Source organism: Burkholderia sp. BCC0398 (assembly GCF_902833245.1).
GTDB classification, from domain to species: Bacteria; Pseudomonadota; Gammaproteobacteria; order Burkholderiales; family Burkholderiaceae; genus Burkholderia; species Burkholderia sola.
In genome coordinates this window covers 483,736-499,430 of the sequence record NZ_CADFEM010000002.1, presented here as the reverse complement: position 1 = coordinate 499,430, position 15,695 = coordinate 483,736, and the positions used below count along the sequence as shown (strand labels likewise).

Annotated in this window: 19 protein-coding genes and 1 tRNA gene; 17 read left to right on the top strand and 3 right to left on the bottom strand. The window is 64.7% G+C overall.

The window, feature by feature from the left end; genetic code table 11:
- The first annotated feature begins 22 nt into the window (after positions 1-22).
- The 8 genes from hisF (at position 23) to tatC (ending at position 4,147) form a co-directional block, all read left to right on the top strand.
- A complete protein-coding gene (hisF, locus tag HWX76_RS06135; protein WP_027783356.1) occupies positions 23-796 on the top strand; it encodes an imidazole glycerol phosphate synthase subunit HisF in 774 nt (257 codons plus the stop codon).
- Entirely contained in the window at positions 796-1,212 is a 417-nt protein-coding gene (gene hisI / locus HWX76_RS06130) for a phosphoribosyl-AMP cyclohydrolase (RefSeq protein WP_011546604.1), read from the top strand. The genes hisF and hisI overlap by 1 nt, the downstream gene beginning before the upstream one ends.
- The gene (locus HWX76_RS06125) at positions 1,209-1,574 is read left to right on the top strand and encodes a phosphoribosyl-ATP diphosphatase (RefSeq protein WP_011546603.1); all 366 of its coding nucleotides are present in this window, start codon (positions 1,209-1,211) and stop codon (positions 1,572-1,574) included. Before hisI ends, HWX76_RS06125 begins: the two co-directional genes overlap by 4 nt.
- Positions 1,575-1,644: 70 nt before the next feature.
- Positions 1,645-2,037 carry a hypothetical protein gene (locus HWX76_RS06120; RefSeq protein ID WP_050013122.1) on the top strand — a complete coding sequence of 131 codons (393 nt, stop codon included), beginning with the start codon at positions 1,645-1,647 and terminating at the stop codon, positions 2,035-2,037.
- A gap of 31 nt (positions 2,038-2,068) precedes the next feature.
- Positions 2,069-2,434, top strand: a complete 366-nt coding sequence (locus HWX76_RS06115) for a histidine triad nucleotide-binding protein (RefSeq protein WP_050013121.1) — start codon at positions 2,069-2,071, stop codon at positions 2,432-2,434.
- Positions 2,435-2,528: 94 nt separating this feature from the next.
- Positions 2,529-2,759: a Sec-independent protein translocase subunit TatA gene (tatA, locus tag HWX76_RS06110; RefSeq protein ID WP_006477115.1), complete on the top strand. Its 231-nt coding sequence runs from the start codon at positions 2,529-2,531 to the stop codon at positions 2,757-2,759.
- 24 nt (positions 2,760-2,783) lie between these two features.
- Positions 2,784-3,317 carry a Sec-independent protein translocase protein TatB gene (tatB, locus tag HWX76_RS06105; RefSeq protein ID WP_089488091.1) on the top strand — a complete coding sequence of 178 codons (534 nt, stop codon included), beginning with the start codon at positions 2,784-2,786 and terminating at the stop codon, positions 3,315-3,317.
- Positions 3,318-3,358: 41 nt separating this feature from the next.
- Entirely contained in the window at positions 3,359-4,147 is a 789-nt protein-coding gene (gene tatC / locus HWX76_RS06100; RefSeq protein WP_050013119.1) for a twin-arginine translocase subunit TatC, read from the top strand.
- A gap of 196 nt (positions 4,148-4,343) precedes the next feature.
- Here tatC and HWX76_RS06095 read toward each other — a convergent pair whose 3' ends face one another.
- Positions 4,344-5,549, bottom strand: a complete 1,206-nt coding sequence (locus tag HWX76_RS06095; protein ID WP_050013118.1) for a Do family serine endopeptidase — start codon at positions 5,547-5,549, stop codon at positions 4,344-4,346.
- Between the two features lie 21 nt (positions 5,550-5,570).
- Between HWX76_RS06095 and HWX76_RS06090 the strand changes: the two genes are divergently transcribed.
- From HWX76_RS06090 to HWX76_RS06060, 7 genes are all read left to right on the top strand, one after another.
- The gene (locus tag HWX76_RS06090; protein ID WP_050013117.1) at positions 5,571-6,317 is read left to right on the top strand and encodes a Nif3-like dinuclear metal center hexameric protein; all 747 of its coding nucleotides are present in this window, start codon (positions 5,571-5,573) and stop codon (positions 6,315-6,317) included.
- 218 nt (positions 6,318-6,535) lie between these two features.
- On the top strand, positions 6,536-7,156 hold the full coding sequence (gene petA, locus HWX76_RS06085; RefSeq protein ID WP_050013116.1) for a ubiquinol-cytochrome c reductase iron-sulfur subunit: 621 nt from the start codon (positions 6,536-6,538) through the stop codon (positions 7,154-7,156).
- Entirely contained in the window at positions 7,156-8,538 is a 1,383-nt protein-coding gene (locus HWX76_RS06080) for a cytochrome bc complex cytochrome b subunit (protein WP_050013115.1), read from the top strand. Before petA ends, HWX76_RS06080 begins: the two co-directional genes overlap by 1 nt.
- 21 nt (positions 8,539-8,559) lie before the next feature.
- Positions 8,560-9,318, top strand: coding sequence for a cytochrome c1 (locus HWX76_RS06075; protein ID WP_050013114.1), 759 nt, complete (start codon positions 8,560-8,562; stop codon positions 9,316-9,318).
- 94 nt (positions 9,319-9,412) lie between these two features.
- A complete protein-coding gene (locus tag HWX76_RS06070; protein ID WP_006400565.1) occupies positions 9,413-10,024 on the top strand; it encodes a glutathione S-transferase N-terminal domain-containing protein in 612 nt (203 codons plus the stop codon).
- Between the two features lie 69 nt (positions 10,025-10,093).
- The gene (locus HWX76_RS06065; protein WP_089488092.1) at positions 10,094-10,615 is read left to right on the top strand and encodes a ClpXP protease specificity-enhancing factor; all 522 of its coding nucleotides are present in this window, start codon (positions 10,094-10,096) and stop codon (positions 10,613-10,615) included.
- Positions 10,616-10,633: 18 nt separating this feature from the next.
- A tRNA-Thr gene (locus tag HWX76_RS06060) sits at positions 10,634-10,709 on the top strand.
- A gap of 82 nt (positions 10,710-10,791) precedes the next feature.
- On the opposite strand, the gene HWX76_RS06055 is transcribed toward HWX76_RS06060, so the two are convergent.
- Positions 10,792-11,007, bottom strand: coding sequence for a hypothetical protein (locus HWX76_RS06055; protein WP_143328865.1), 216 nt, complete (start codon positions 11,005-11,007; stop codon positions 10,792-10,794).
- A gap of 25 nt (positions 11,008-11,032) precedes the next feature.
- On the opposite strand from HWX76_RS06055, the gene HWX76_RS06050 reads away from it, so the two are divergent.
- Positions 11,033-11,236: a hypothetical protein gene (locus tag HWX76_RS06050; protein ID WP_050013112.1), complete on the top strand. Its 204-nt coding sequence runs from the start codon at positions 11,033-11,035 to the stop codon at positions 11,234-11,236.
- Between the two features lie 102 nt (positions 11,237-11,338).
- Here HWX76_RS06050 and HWX76_RS06045 read toward each other — a convergent pair whose 3' ends face one another.
- Positions 11,339-12,139, bottom strand: a complete 801-nt coding sequence (locus HWX76_RS06045) for a cystine ABC transporter substrate-binding protein (RefSeq protein WP_050013111.1) — start codon at positions 12,137-12,139, stop codon at positions 11,339-11,341.
- 365 nt (positions 12,140-12,504) lie between these two features.
- Here HWX76_RS06045 and HWX76_RS06040 point away from each other — a divergent pair, with 365 nt between their 5' ends.
- Positions 12,505-15,684 (top strand): type VI secretion system Vgr family protein, encoded by a 3,180-nt coding sequence (locus HWX76_RS06040; protein WP_124631198.1) that lies wholly within the window; start codon positions 12,505-12,507, stop codon positions 15,682-15,684.
- Positions 15,685-15,695 lie beyond the last annotated feature (11 nt).

Below are 15,695 nucleotides of genomic sequence, written 5' to 3'. Positions count from 1 at the left end.
GCGCGGCATTTGGCGCAACATCATGGCTCTAGCTAAACGCATCATCCCCTGCCTGGACGTGACCGCCGGGCGTGTCGTCAAGGGCGTCAATTTCGTCGAGCTGCGCGACGCCGGCGACCCCGTCGAAATCGCCCGCCGCTACGACGACCAGGGTGCCGACGAACTGACCTTTCTCGACATCACCGCGACGTCCGACCAGCGCGACCTGATCCTGCCGATCATCGAAGCCGTCGCATCGCAGGTCTTCATTCCGCTGACCGTCGGCGGCGGCGTGCGCGCCGTCGAGGACGTGCGGCGCCTGCTGAACGCGGGCGCGGACAAGGTCAGCATGAATTCATCGGCGGTCGCGAATCCGCAACTCGTGCGCGACGCGGCCGACAAGTACGGCTCGCAGTGCATCGTCGTCGCGATCGACGCGAAGCGCGTGTCGGCCGACGGCGAGACGCCGCGCTGGGAAGTGTTTACGCACGGCGGCCGCAAGAACACGGGCCTCGACGCGATCGAATGGGCGCGCAAGATGGCCGAGCTCGGCGCGGGCGAGATCCTGCTCACGAGCATGGACCGCGACGGCACGAAATCGGGCTTCGACCTCGCGCTCACGCGCGGCGTGTCGGACGCGGTGCCGGTGCCGGTGATCGCATCGGGCGGCGTCGGCTGCCTGCAGGATCTCGCGGACGGCATCAAGGACGGCCGCGCCGACGCGGTGCTGGCCGCGAGCATCTTCCACTACGGCGAGCACACGGTCGGCGAGGCGAAGCGCTTCATGTCCGACCAGGGCATCGCGGTGAGGCTGTGATGAATACCGAAACGAAATCCTTGCCCGCGTGGCTCGACAAGGTCCGTTGGGACGACAACGGCCTCGTGCCGGTGATCGCGCAGGAAGCGTCGACGAACGACGTGCTGATGTTCGCGTGGATGAACCGCGAGGCGCTCGCGAAGACGATCGAGACGCAGCGCGCGGTCTACTATTCGCGTTCGCGCAAGCGCCTGTGGTTCAAGGGCGAGGAGTCGGGCCACGTGCAGCACGTGCACGAGGTGCGGCTCGACTGCGACGAGGACGTCGTGCTGCTGAAGGTCGAGCAGGTGTCGGGCATCGCGTGCCACACCGGCCGGCATTCGTGCTTCTTCCAGAAATTCGAAGGTACGGTGGACGGCGGCGACTGGGTCGCGGTCGAGCCGGTGCTGAAAGACCCCGAACACATCTACAAATGACGCAATCGACCGAAGACACGCTGCTGCGCCTCGCGGCCGTGATCGACAGCCGCAAGGGCGGCGATCCCGATCAATCGTACGTATCGCGCCTGTTCCACAAGGGCGACGACGCCGTGCTGAAGAAGATCGGCGAAGAGGCGACGGAAGTCGTGCTGGCCGCGAAGGACGTGCGCCAGGGCGGCGCGCCGAGCGCGCTCGTCGGCGAGGTGGCCGACCTGTGGTTCCACTGCCTCGTGATGCTGTCGCATTTCGACCTGAGCCCGGCCGACGTGATCGCCGAGCTCGAGCGCCGCGAAGGCTTGTCGGGCATCGAGGAAAAAGCGCTGCGCAAGCGCCGCGAGCGCGAGGAAAACGGCGGCTGACGAACAGGGCCCGCCGCGGTGGCAACAGTGCGGTAAGCTGTAAGAATTGTCATCTAACGGGGGTAGCATCATGAACGATACGTCGAACCAGTTTCCGACGCCGGCGGTGCCGGGCGCCGCGGATGCCGAGCGCCTGAACGGGCTGCGCACGCTGACCCACGTGCTGTACGGTCTTTATGCGTTTCACTGGCTGACGGGCGGCGTCACCGGCATCATCGCGATCATCATCAACTACGTGAAGCGCGGCGACGTGGCCGGCACGCCGTACGCCGATCACTTCGAGTGGCAGATCCGCACGTTCTGGCGCGCGCTGATCGCCTACGTGATCGGGTTCGCGCTGATGTTCGTCGTGGTCGGATTCGTCGTGATGTTTGTCACGTGGATTTGGACGCTGTACCGTATCATCAAGGGTTGGCTGTACCTGAACGACAACAAGACGCTCGATCCGCAGGCGTGGTTCTGACCGGCCGCACGCGGGCGTTTGCAGGAGCAACATGAGTCACGATCCGAATTGCCTGTTCTGCAAGATCGCGGCAGGCGAGATCCCGAGCACGAAGGTGCACGAGGACGACGAATTCGTCGCGTTCCGCGACATCCGCCCGGCGGCCGACACGCACGTGCTCGTGATTCCGCGCCGGCACCTGCCGACGCTGTCGGCGGCGGTCGACGCCGATGCGCCGATGCTCGGCCGGCTGATGCTGCTCGTCGCGCGTCTGGCCGACCAGCTCGGCGTCGCGTATACGGGCGGCGAAACCGGTTTTCGCACGGTGATCAACACGGGCCCGGGCGGCGGGCAGGAGGTCTACCACCTGCACGCGCATATCCTGGCCGGCCCGCGCCCGTGGCAACGGATGGGTTGACGACGCGGGGCGTTTCCCCGCATCCGATAGTCGAAGCCGGCGCGTCGCCGGCGATTTACGCCGCACCGCGGCGTGGTTGAGGAGAGGTTTCATCATGGGTGGATTGAGCATTTGGCACTGGCTGATCGTGCTGCTGATCGTCGCGCTGGTTTTCGGTACGAAGAAGCTGCGCAACATCGGCAACGATCTCGGCAGCGCCGTGAAGGGTTTCAAGGACGGCATGAAGGAAGGCGAAACGCCGGCCGACGCGCAGCAACTGCCGCGTTCGGGCGCGGTCGACGTCAACGCGAAGGAAACGACGCGTTCCGATTCGAACAAGGCGTAACGCCGGCACGCTGAGGCATTCGCGATGCTGGATCTCGGTCTTTCAAAGATGGCGCTGATCGGCGTCGTCGCGCTCGTCGTGCTCGGCCCCGAGCGCCTGCCGCGCGTCGCGCGTACGGCAGGCGCGCTGTTCGGCCGCGCGCAGCGGTACATCAACGACGTGAAGGCCGAGGTCTCGCGCGAAATCGAACTCGACGCGCTGCGGACGATGAAGACCGATTTCGAATCGGCCGCGCGCAATGTCGAGACGACGATTCACGATAACCTGCGCGAGCACGAGAAGGAACTGAACGATACGTGGCATTCCGCGGTCGGCGGTCTCAACGAAGGCTCGGTCGATGCCGGCCTGCACGGTAGCGACACGCCCGCGGCGCCGTCGTGGCGTGGCGGCAGCACGGCCGCGCTTGCGCCGAAGCGTCGCAACTGGCGCATCAAGCAGGCGGCGACGCCTGTCTGGTACAAGCGCGCGACGACCCGCCGCACGCACGTGCAGTCGGGCGCCGCGCGTGTCGCGCGCCACCAGCCGGCCAGCCTGCGCCGGCCGACGCGCTTCTTCTGAGTCGAGCGCATGCTCGCTCGTCAATCCTACCGAGGGCCGGTGTGAGCGACCCCCAGCAGAACCCGGGCGACGCCCCGGAAGAAACCTTCATTTCCCATCTCGTCGAGCTTCGCGATCGCATCATTCGCGCGGGGCTGGCCGTGATCGTCGTGTTCGTCGGGCTCGTGTACTGGGCGCCGGACATCTTCAAGCTGCTCGCGCGGCCGTTGATGGAGAACCTGCCGAAAGACGGCAAGATGATCGTCACCGACGTCACCGGCTCGTTCTTCGTGCCGATGAAGGTCACGATGCTCGTCGCGCTCGTGATCGCGCTGCCGATCGTGCTGTATCAGATCTGGGCGTTCGTCGCGCCGGGGCTGTACCAGCACGAGAAGAAGCTCGTCACGCCACTCGTCGGCAGCAGCTACGTGCTGTTCCTGTGCGGGATGGCGTTCGCGTACTTCCTCGTGTTCCCGACGATCTTCCGCGTGATGGCGCATTACAACGCGCCGCTCGGCGCCGAGATGACGACCGACATCGACAACTACCTGAGCTTCGTGCTCGGGATGTTCATCGCGTTCGGGGTCACGTTCGAGGTGCCGATCGTCGTCGTGCTGCTCGTCAGGATGGGCGTGCTGTCCCTGAAGAAGCTGAAGGAGATGCGGCCGTACGTGATCGTCGGCGCATTCGTGGTCGCGGCGGTCGTCACCCCGCCGGACGTGTTCTCGCAACTGATGCTCGCGCTGCCGCTGATCGTGCTGTTCGAGATCGGCCTGTTGGCCGCGCGGTTCTTCGTGCCGAAGAAGCCGGTAGAAGAGGGCGAGGCGGGGAACGGCGAAGCCGCGAGTTGACGGCGCGGCGCCGGGGCGGCTTTCCGGCCCGGCCCGAGGCGTCCGGTACCGCGGTGGGCCGCCAGCCAGCGCGTCGCAAAGCTACCTTCCGGCACCGGACGTCGTTTGAAGCAAAGCAAAAGGGCAGCCAACCGGCTGCCCTTTTCCGTTTCCGCGTCGCATCATGACCGACAGGCGGCGTGCCGCCCGCCGACCGTCATTCGCTATCGCCGTCCTGCTCGTCGAGCGTCTGCTTCGGCGGCGGCGGGCGCTTGCCGATCACGACGTTCACGTCGAACTGCTTGCCCTTGCGTACGACGTGCACCTTGGTCGGCGTGCCCGGCTTGATCTGCGCGACGACGTTCAGCAGCTTCGTCGTGTCGGTGATGTCCTCGCTATTGACGCTCACCAGGATGTCGCCCGGCTTGATGCCGGCCTTGTCGGCCGGGCCGCCTTGCAGCACGCCCGCGACGATCGCGCCCGATTTCTGCTGGAGCCCGAACGACTCGGCGATTTCCGGCGTGACGTCCTGCGGCTCGACGCCGATCCAGCCGCGCGTGACCGAACCCGTCGTGATGATGCTTTCGAGCACCGTGCGGGCGGTCGAAACCGGAATCGCGAAACCGATGCCGAGCGAGCCGCCCGAGCGCGAGTAGATCGCCGTGTTGATGCCGAGCAGATTGCCGTTCACGTCGACCAGCGCGCCGCCGGAGTTGCCGGGGTTGATCGGTGCGTCGGTCTGGATGAAGTTCTCGAACGTATTGATGCCGAGGTGGTTGCGGCCGAGCGCGCTGATGATCCCCATCGTGACCGTCTGGCCGACGCCGAACGGGTTGCCGATCGCGAGCACGACGTCGCCGACGCGCGACTGGTCGGAGCGGCCGAGCGTGATCGTCGGCAGGTTCGTCATGTTGATCTTCAGCACCGCGAGATCCGTTTCGGGATCGCTGCCGATCACCTTCGCGGTGCCCGTTCGGCCGTCGGCGAGCGCGACTTCGATCTGGTCGGCGCCGTCGACGACGTGCTGGTTCGTTAGAATGTAACCTTCAGGGCTCACGATAACGCCCGAGCCGAGGTTGGCGGCCGGCTCGTCCTGCTGCTTGCGGGCGTTGCGGTCGCCGAAGAAGTAGCGGAACAGCGGATCCTTCGCGCGCGGGTCGGGCGGCAGCGAGCCGTCCTTGCTGGAGAACACGTTGACGACGGCCGGCATCGCCTTCTGCGCGGCTTCGGCATACGACGTGGTCGCCGGAGCGCCGCCGATGCCCGGCGCGACCTCGCGCAGCGCGACGATCGGCGTGGCGAGCTGCTTGCCGAGCTGTCCTTGCCGTTGCAGCCATTGCGGCTTGAGCGTCACGACGATGAACATCAGCGCCAGCAGTATGGTTACCGCCTGCGCGAAGAACAGCCAGAAGCGTCTAAGCATCTGAATGGATTAGAGGTTTATATGGATCGGATCGAACTCGAATTGTACTTGAACAATACCCTTGAAACCGCGCGCTTCAAGGACTATTGCCCGAACGGCCTCCAGGTCGAAGGGCGCCGCAAGATCGAGAAGATCGCCACCGGCGTGACGGCGTCGGTCGCGTTCCTCGAAGCCGCGCTCGAATGGGGGGCGGATGCCGTGCTCGTCCATCACGGCTATTTCTGGCGCAACGAGGCGCCGCAGATCACCGGCCGCAAGTATCAGCGGCTGAAGCTGCTGCTCGCGAACGACCTGAACCTGTTCGCGTTCCACCTGCCGCTCGACGCGCATCCTCAACTGGGCAACAACGCGCAGCTCGGCGAAAAGCTCGGCCTGATCGGCGAGCAGCGTTTCGGCGAAGGCGATCTCGGCTGGATGGCGACGCTGCCGATGCCGGTCACGCTCGAGCATTTCGTCGCGAAGGTCGAGCGCACGCTCGGCCGCACGCCGCTCGTGCTCGGCGATCAGGACACGCAGCTGCGCCGCATCGCGTGGTGCACGGGCGCCGCGCAGAGCTACTTCGACGCCGCGATCGACGCCGGCGCGGACGTGTTCCTGACCGGCGAGGTGTCCGAGTCGACCACGCACGCGGCCGCGGAAAGCGGCGTCGCGTTCGTTGCGGCGGGGCACCATGCGACCGAGCGCTACGGAATCCAGGCGCTGGGGCGCCACTTGTCCGAGGAATTCGATCTCGAACACCTTTTTATCGATATTCATAATCCGGTCTGAGCGACGGATTTGCGGCGGTGCATCGAAATTTCTCTATGTAGCATCCGCTTAAAAGCGAAATGATTTAATCGCTCCGATAGTGGGGGATAACCCTTAACTATCAAACACTTCGAAGGGATTTTCATCTCCGGGCCTTGTAAATGGCGACTCCATTCGCGCAAACTAGCGGCGGAATGGAAAGTCGTGACGGAAAATCCAACTCAGAAGTGGGGCGTGTGATGCGAGACAAGGAAGAGAAACGCGTCGACAGCGGCCGCCGTACCTGGCTGATTGCGACATCCGTAGCAGGTGGCGTAGGAGGCGTAGCCACCGTCATACCTTTCGCGGCGTCGCTTGCGCCGTCCGCGAAAGCGAAAGCGGCCGGTGCACCGGTCGAGATCGATATCAGCGGCCTGAAGCCCGGCGAAATGGTCACCGTGCCGTGGCGCGGCAAACCCGTCTGGATCCTGAACCGCACCGATTCGATGCTGGCCGACGTGGTCAAGGCCGACAAGGAAGTGGCCGATCCGACCACGAAATCCCCGTATTCGATGCCGTTGCCCGCGTATTGCGCGAACGAATATCGGGCACGGGCCGATCGCAAGAACATTCTCGTCGTGATGGCCGTGTGTACGCATCTCGGCTGCACGCCCAGCCAACGCTTCACGCCGGGTCCGCAGCCGAACCTGCCGGACGACTGGCCGGGTGGTTTCCTGTGCCCGTGTCACGGTTCGACCTACGACCTCGCCGGTCGCGTGTTCAAGAACAAGCCGGCGCCTCAGAATCTCGACATCCCGCCCTACATGTTCACGTCGGCGACGACCCTCGTGATCGGCAAGGACGAGAAAGGAGAAGCGTGATGGCCGCCGACAACAAGGAAGTCTCCACGACAGGTTTCACCGGCTGGATCGACCAGCGCTTCCCGCTCACGTCCACCTGGAAGAAGCACGTATCCGAGTACTACGCGCCGAAGAACTTCAACTTCTGGTACTTCTTCGGCTCCCTCGCGCTGCTGGTGCTCGTGAACCAGATCGTCACGGGCATCTTCCTGACGATGAACTACAAGCCCGACTCGACGCTCGCGTTCGCGTCGGTCGAGTACATCATGCGCGAGGTGCCGTGGGGCTGGCTGATCCGCTACATGCACTCGACCGGTGCGTCGATGTTCTTCGTGGTCGTCTACCTGCACATGTTCCGCGGGCTGCTGTACGGGTCGTACCGCAAGCCGCGCGAGCTCGTGTGGATCTTCGGCTGCGCGATCTTCCTGTGCCTGATGGCCGAGGCGTTCTTCGGCTACCTGCTGCCGTGGGGCCAGATGTCGTTCTGGGGCGCGCAGGTGATCGTGAACCTGTTCTCGGCGATCCCGTTCGTCGGCCCGGACCTGTCGCTGTGGATTCGCGGCGACTACGTCGTGTCCGACGTCACGCTGAACCGCTTCTTCGCGTTCCACGTGATCGCGATCCCGCTCGTGCTGGTCGGCCTCGTCGTCGCGCACCTGGTCGCGCTGCACGAAGTCGGGTCGAACAACCCGGACGGCATCGAGATCAAGGCGAAAAAGGACGAAAACGGCATTCCGCTCGACGGCATCCCGTTCCACCCGTACTACTCGGTGCACGATTTCCTCGGCGTGTGCGTGTTCCTGATGGTGTTCGCGCTGATCGTGTTCTTCTCGCCGGAGATGGGCGGCTATTTCCTCGAGGCGAACAACTTCGTCCCGGCGAACCCGCTGCAGACGCCGCCCGAGATCGCGCCGGTCTGGTACTTCACCGCGTTCTACGCGATGCTGCGCGCGACCACCGACCCGTTCAAGATCGTGCTGATGATCGTGATCGCGCTGCTCGGCGTGCTCGCGCTGATCCGCGCGCGCGGCAAGTGGAAGATCGGGCTGCCGGTGCTGGCCGCCGCGATCGTCGTGTTCATGTATCTGACCGAGTCGAAGTTCTGGGGCGTCGTCGTGATGGGCTCGGCGGTGATCTCGCTGTTCTTTCTGCCGTGGCTCGACCGCAGCCCGGTGAAGTCGATCCGCTACCGGCCGCTGTTCCACAAGGTGTTCCTCGGGATCTTCGTCGCGGCGTTCCTGACCCTCGCGTTCCTCGGCACGCGGCCGCCGTCGCCGGCGGCGACGCTGATCGCGCAGTTCTGCGCGTTGGTCTACTTCGCGTTCTTCCTCGGCATGCCCGTCTGGACGCCGCTTGGCACGTTCAAGCAGCCGCCGGAACGGGTGCGCTTCAAGCCCCATTAACGTGAGCGAGGAGAGAACGACATGAAGAAACTGCTTTCGACACTCGCGCTGATCGGGGCCACCGCCTGTGCGCTGCTGGCGGCACCGGCCGTGCGGGCGGAAGGTAATTTTCCGCTCGACCGGGCGCCCGATAACACGGAAAATCTCGTTTCGCTTCAGCACGGCGCGCAATTGTTTGTAAACTATTGCCTGAACTGCCACAGCGCGAACCTGATGCGCTACAACCGTCTGACGGATCTGGGCATATCCCAGAAGGAGATCGAAACGAATCTCCTGTTCACGACCGACAAGGTCGGGAACACGATGTCCGTGGCGATGCGGTCCGACGACGCGAAGAACTGGCTCGGCACCACGCCGCCCGACCTGTCGGTCGAGGAGCGTGCGCGCGGCCGCGACTGGCTGTACACGTATCTGCGGAGCTTCTACCGCGACGATACGCGGCCGACCGGCTGGAACAACGCGGTGTTCGAGAACGTCGGCATGCCCCATGTGTTGTGGCAGCTGCAGGGGCAGCGCGTTGCCAAATTCGAAGACAAGACGGACGAGGAGACGGGCGAGAAGGCCCACGTGCTCGTCGGCTTCCAGCAGGTCACGCCGGGCACGCTGTCGTCGCCCGACTACGATGCTGCGGTGGCCGACCTGGTGGCCTATATGACATGGATGTCCGAGCCGGCCCAGCAGACCCGCAAGCGCCTCGGCGTGTGGGTGCTGATCTTTCTCGGTGTCCTGACTTTCCTGGCCTGGCGGCTCAATGCCGCGTACTGGAAAGATATCAAGTAAACACGCCTGACCGGCGTGGGGCCGGCGCAAGGCGGAACCCGTGAAAGGGGTTTCGCCGCGTGCCGGCCCTCGGCTTTTTTGAGGAAACGCAAATATGATGGTTCTGTATTCCGGCACAACTTGCCCGTTCTCCCAGCGTTGCCGGCTGGTGCTGTTCGAGAAGGGCATGGACTTCGAAATCCGCGACGTCGACCTGTTCAACAAGCCGGAAGACATTTCGGTGATGAACCCGTACGGTCAGGTGCCGATCCTGGTCGAGCGCGACCTGATCCTGTACGAATCGAACATCATCAACGAGTACATCGACGAGCGCTTCCCGCATCCGCAACTGATGCCGGCCGACCCGGTGCAGCGCGCCCGCGCGCGCCTGTTCCTGCTCAACTTCGAGAAGGAACTGTTCGTCCACGTCAGCACGCTCGAGAACGAGAAGGGCAAGGCGGCGGAGAAGAATCACGAGAAGGCACGCCTCGCGATCCGTGATCGCCTGACGCAGCTCGCGCCGATCTTCGTGAAGAACAAGTACATGCTCGGCGAAGAGTTCTCGATGCTCGACGTCGCGATCGCACCGCTGCTGTGGCGCCTGGATCACTACGGCATCGAGCTGTCGAAGAACGCCGCGCCGCTGATGAAGTACGCCGAACGGATCTTCAGCCGTCCGGCCTACATCGAAGCACTGACGCCGTCCGAAAAGGTCATGCGTCGTTAATGTTGCAATGAAGGCATGACGGAGCGGGCGGCGGCGTGCCGCGCGCCCGCTCCGGGTTCGAGGATTGTGATGCAAGAGATTTCAACGAAGCCTTATCTGCTGCGCGCGTTGTACGAGTGGTGCACCGATAACGGTTACACGCCGCATATCGCGGTGAGGGTCGACAACTCGACGCGCGTGCCGCGTCAGTTCGTGCGTGACGGCGAGATCGTGCTCAACATCAGCTTCGAGGCGACGAGCCAGTTGCAGATGGGCAACGAGTGGATCGAGTTCACGGCCCGGTTCTCCGGGAAGGCGCACAAGATCGAGATTCCGGTGGCCAACGTGCTCGCGATCTACGCGCGCGAGAACGGGCAGGGCATGGCGTTCCAGGTCGATGCGGTCGCAGGCGAGGGTGCGGATTCGGGTGCGTTCGACGATGACGCCGCGCCGGCCGATGACGCGCAGCGCGACGAGTCCGTATCGCCGTTGGCGCCCGTCGCCGACAGCGGGGCGAACGAGGAGCCGTCCGAAGGCGTCGACGAACCGCCGAAAACCGACGGCGACGGCTCGAAAGGCGGTAGCAGACCTCGCCTCAAGATCGTGAAATGAGGTAGAATCTCGCGCTACGCCGGCTTAGCTCATCTGGTAGAGCAGTTGATTTGTAATCATCAGGTGGCGGGTTCGAGTCCTGCAGCCGGCACCAAATCCGAAAAGGGGTTACGGAGTTTTCCGTAACCCCTTTTTCGTTCATGGGGCTGCGCGCCGTGATGTCGCGAGCACTGTCGTTACCCCCTTTTTCTTGTCACGCCCGCGTCACGCCGCATCTCTAATGTTGCACGTTCCCGCCGCGGCAGCATTGTCGCGATCGGGGTGTGCGTGATCGCATCCGACGCCGTGCCCGCGTCGCGCAGGATCACCCGGGATCTCGCTCCCGGCAGCGCATCGGCTTCGGCCTCCCATCCATTCCATTCGAAAACGTGATCGACGCCGATCGAATGCATCGCGGACGATCAGGAGACATGGACCATGTTGAGTCCGCATGAATTCTCTATGCTGCTGCGCATTGCGCGCGCGCCCGACAGTGTCGACCTCGCGAACCCGGCGTTCGCCGTGCTCGTCGAAAAGCAGCTGGTCGACGACACGCAGGTACGCGTAGACGAGATAGCGGCGCGCCCGGCGCTGACGCCGATTGGCCAGATGCTGCTTGCCCGCTTCGACGAGGCGGCCTGACGGAAAACGGAAAAGAGGAAGAAGGAGGCAAGACGCTTGCATCTGCGCGTCACGCCTTCGCCGCAGCGAAAAGCGTGACGCATTGAGCGCGCGCCGAACCGCTTACTGCGCGACCGGTACCGTCACGTCGCTGCCGAACCAGTGCGTCGAGATCTTCTTCAGCGTGCCGTCCTTGCGCAGCGACTCGAGCGCATCGTTGATCGCCTTCTCGAACTTCGGGTTGCCCTTGCGGAACGGGATCGCCATCTCCTGCTTGCCGCCGTTCAGCACCGCCCCCGAGCGCAGCGGCAGGTTCGACGTCTTGATCATGTACGGCAGCATCAGCCGATCGTCGAGCGTCGCCTCGATCCGACCCGCGGCGAGGTCGCGCAGCTTCTCCGGCGCGCCCGGATACGTCTGCACCTCGATGCCCGGCACGCTGCGCGCCATCTGGTCGTAGTTGGTGCCGAGCGTCACGCCGAGCTTCTTGCCCTTGAAGTCCTCGAGCGACTTGAAGTTGCGCGTGTCGTCCTTGCGCTGGATCAGTTGCGCGGCCGAGTACGTGTACGGCTCGCTGAAGTCGAGCGCTTCCTTGCGTTGCGGCGTGATCGTGACCTGGTTGACGATCACGTCGAACTTGCCGGCCTGCAGCCCCGCGATGATGCCGCTCCATTCCGTCGGGACGAACTGCGTCTTCACGCCGAGCTTGCCGGCGACCGCGTTCGCGACGTCGACGTCGAAGCCTTCGAGCTGGCCGGACGTGCCGCGCGAGTTGAACGGCGGATACGTGCCTTCGAGGCCGACCCGCAGCACGCCGGCTTTCTTCACGGAATCGAGCAGGTCGTCCGCGTGCGCGGCGACGGCCGTGAAGCCGAGGGCCGACGCGAGCAGCAGGCCCGACAGCAGGAACTTCGAACGTTTCATCGCAGATCTCCAGTGGTCAGCAGGGTGTTGTGGTGAGCGCCGGGCACCGGGCGCTGACCGGCCTCGGTGGGCCGCAATACGGGCACGTAGACACTACTCGCAACCGCGCCGCACCGGAAGTCGAATTGGCCCTGATTGCACTCGATTTCAGCGGATTGAAGGCGGCAATGCAGTGTGACGGCAACCGCTGTGCACGGCGCCTGCCTGTTCGAGCGTTCGCCGCGGGCATTCGGAATCCGCTTAAAAATAGTCTTTTAAATCAGGTCATTTTCCGATTCGGGCCGTAATTTGTCTGTAAAATCGCGCGAGCGAAATCGCTCAGCGCGCCATCCGAGGGCGCGTCAAAAGAAGAAAAGGCCGTTGCCATGAACATGCAGAACACTGTTGCCGCATTGCGCGGCGGGTTGCTTCAGCAGGACCGGCTGCTGAAGCTCGACACCCCGTTGGGGGCGAACGTGCTGACCGTGCAGCGGGCGGTCGGCCGCTCACGCATCGGGCGCGCGTACGAATTCACGCTGGACGTGCTGTCGACCGACAGCGATGTGGAACTCAAAAAACTGATCGCGCAGCCGGTCACGTTGTGGATCCAGCAGGGCGATCGCAGCTACCGGCCGGTGAATGGCTATGTGCACACCGCGCGTCGTCTGGGCGCCGACGGCGGGCTCACGACCTATCAGCTCACGTTCGCCGATTTCACCCATTTCCTGAAGTTCCGTCGCGACCAGCGGATCTGGAACGATACGACCGTCGACCAGATCATCAGCGACGTGCTGGACCAGCATCCGCAGGCGAAGGGCCATTTTCGCTTTGCGCTGTCGAAGCCGTTGCCGAACCGTTCGTACACGCGCCAGCACGACACCGACTGGCATTTCGTACATCGGCTGATGGAGAGCGAAGGCCTTTACACCATCTGGCAGCAGGCCGACGACGGCAAGTCGCATACGCTCGTGATCACCGACAACCTGCAGGCGTTTGCGCCGCTGTCGCCGCAGGCCGTGCGCTTCTATCACGGCGGCGCGGCGAGCGAAGCCGACGCGCTCACGCAATGGTCGGGCACGCGCACGCTGCAGAGCGTGGCCCGATCGACACGCACGTTCGACTACAAGAATCCGTCGCAACCGTCGAACCCGAAGGGCACGACGCTGCCGACGATGGCCGGCCAGGGTGAATTGCCCGACCAGCTCGAAGTCTACGAATACACCGGTGCGTACACCTATCTGGACCAGACGCGCGGCGACCATCTGACGAAGATCCGGATGGAGCAGTGGGAGTCGGAGGCGAAGCGCTTCCACGGCGCGGGCGGCGTGCGTGCGATCGATGCCGGCCGGCGCTTCACGCTGGCGGACCATCCCGAACACGATCGCGATCCGGCCGATCAGCGCGAATTCGCGACGATCGGCGTCGAATGGTGGATCGAGAACAACCTGCCCGTTGCCAACAGCAGTGCGGACTTCCCGTACAGCCTGCGCGATGCGCTGACGCAGGCGCAGGACGGCTATGGCGCCGACCCCGCGTTTCGCGTGCCGCACGACGACGGCTCGGTCGGCTTCTATCTCGTCGAGGTCGAAGCGCAGCGCGTCAGCGTGCCGTATCGCAGCCCGTTCGAACACGAGAAGCCGAAGATGCATCTCGAGACGGCGATCGTCGTCGGGCCGCAGGGCGAGGAAGTCTATACCGACGAGTTGAACCGGATCCGCGTGCAGTTCGTGTGGGATCGCCTGAACCCGGGTAACGAAAACGCGTCGTGCTGGGTGCGCGTCGTGCAGTCGGACACGGGTGGCGGCTACGGCGGCGTGCACGTGCCGCGCATCGGCGAGGAAGTGCTGATCGACTATGTCGGCGGCGATTGCGACCGACCGCTGGCCGTCGGGCGCGTGTACAACGGCGCGAACCAGCCGCAGTGGCATAGCGACGGGATTCTGTCAGGGTATCGGTCGAAGGAGTATTCGGGCGGCGGCTACAACCAGCTCGTGATGGACGACGCGACGGGGCAGAACCGCGTGCAGCTGATGAGCAGCAGCGCGAACAGCCTGCTGCATCTCGGCTACATCATCGACCAGAGCGGCAATTCGCGCGGGTCGTATCTCGGCAGCGGCTTCGATCTGCGCTCGGATGCGTATGGCGCGGTGCGGGCGAGCCAGGGCCTGTACGTCACGACCCATCCGAAGGCGGCGAACAGCCAGCCGCTCGACGTGAAGGAAGCGCAGCAGCAGCTCGTGACGGGCGAGAGCCTGATCGAAGCGATGTCGGGCGTGAGCGAGCAGCATCAGGCGGAAAGCCTGAAGGAAGCGCACGACACGATGCGTGCGTTCACCGACGCGACGCAGGACAGTGCGTCGGGCAACGCGTCCGGCGGACGTACGGCGGGCGGCGGCACCGGCAGCGCGAACGCATTCAAGGAACCGGTGATGCTGTTCGGCAGCCCGTCGGGGATCGGGATGTCGACGCAGCAGTCGATGCACGTGGTCGCGAACGATCACGTGAACGTCGCGAGCGGGCAAAGCGTGCATGTCGCGGCGGGCAAGTCGCTGATCGGCAGCATCGGGCAGAAGCTGAGCCTGTTCGTGCAGAACGCGGGGATGAAGCTGTTCGCGGGCAAGGGCAAGGTCGAGATCCAGGCGCAGTCGGACAACGTCGAGGTGACCGCGCAGAAGGCGGTAAAGGTTGTGTCCGCAACCGACCGGATCGAGATCGCGGCCGATCAGGGCATTTTGCTGACGAGCGGCGGCGGGTATATCCGCATCAAGGACGGCAACATCGAGATTCATGCGCCGGGCGCCATCGATGTGAAGGGGGCGTCGCATACGTTCGCGGGTCCGGCGAGCATGGGGTATCCGTTGCCGAGCCCGCGGCCGGATCAGCCGGGGCAGCTCGAACTGTTTCACAAGTACGTGAACGGCGAGGCGGTGAAAGGCGGACTGTTCACGGTGAAGGACGTGAACGGCGCCGTGCTGAAGAAAGGCGCACTCGACAACAGCGGTCATACGGTTGTGAGCGGGTTGCCACCCGGCGCGGTGCGCGTCGAATTCGGGAAGGACCCACGCGAGTCGGATCAGCCGGCGAACTATTTCAAGCAGGCGAAGTGGCCGGCGGAGCCCGTGCAACCGTCGGCGGAAGCCGCGCAGGCCGCGGCGAGCGGACAGCTCGCGAGCCAGTTGCAGGGGATGGCACCGGCCGCGACGGCGGCGGCGATGGGGCTGGTGAGCGGCGGCAGCGCGGGCGCGGCCCTCGGCGGGCTCGCGAGCTCGGCATTGCCGGCTGCGGCGACCGCGTTGGGCGGAGCCGGCGTTGCGTCGGCGTTGCAGACGGCCTCGACCCTGAGCGGTGCGGCGAAGCAGGTGGCCGGGATGGTTCAGGCCGCCCGTCAGGGCGGGCTTGCCGCGCTTGCCGCGCCGGCTGCGAATGCCGCGTCGGGCGCGTTGCAGAGCGCATTGCCGGGCGTCGCCGGCATCGCGGGCAAGGGCGCCACGACCGTGGCGTCGGCCGCGGGCGCGACAGGTATGAAGCTGCCGACGAGCGGGTTTGGCGGACCGCTGAAATCCTGAGAGGGCGGCTT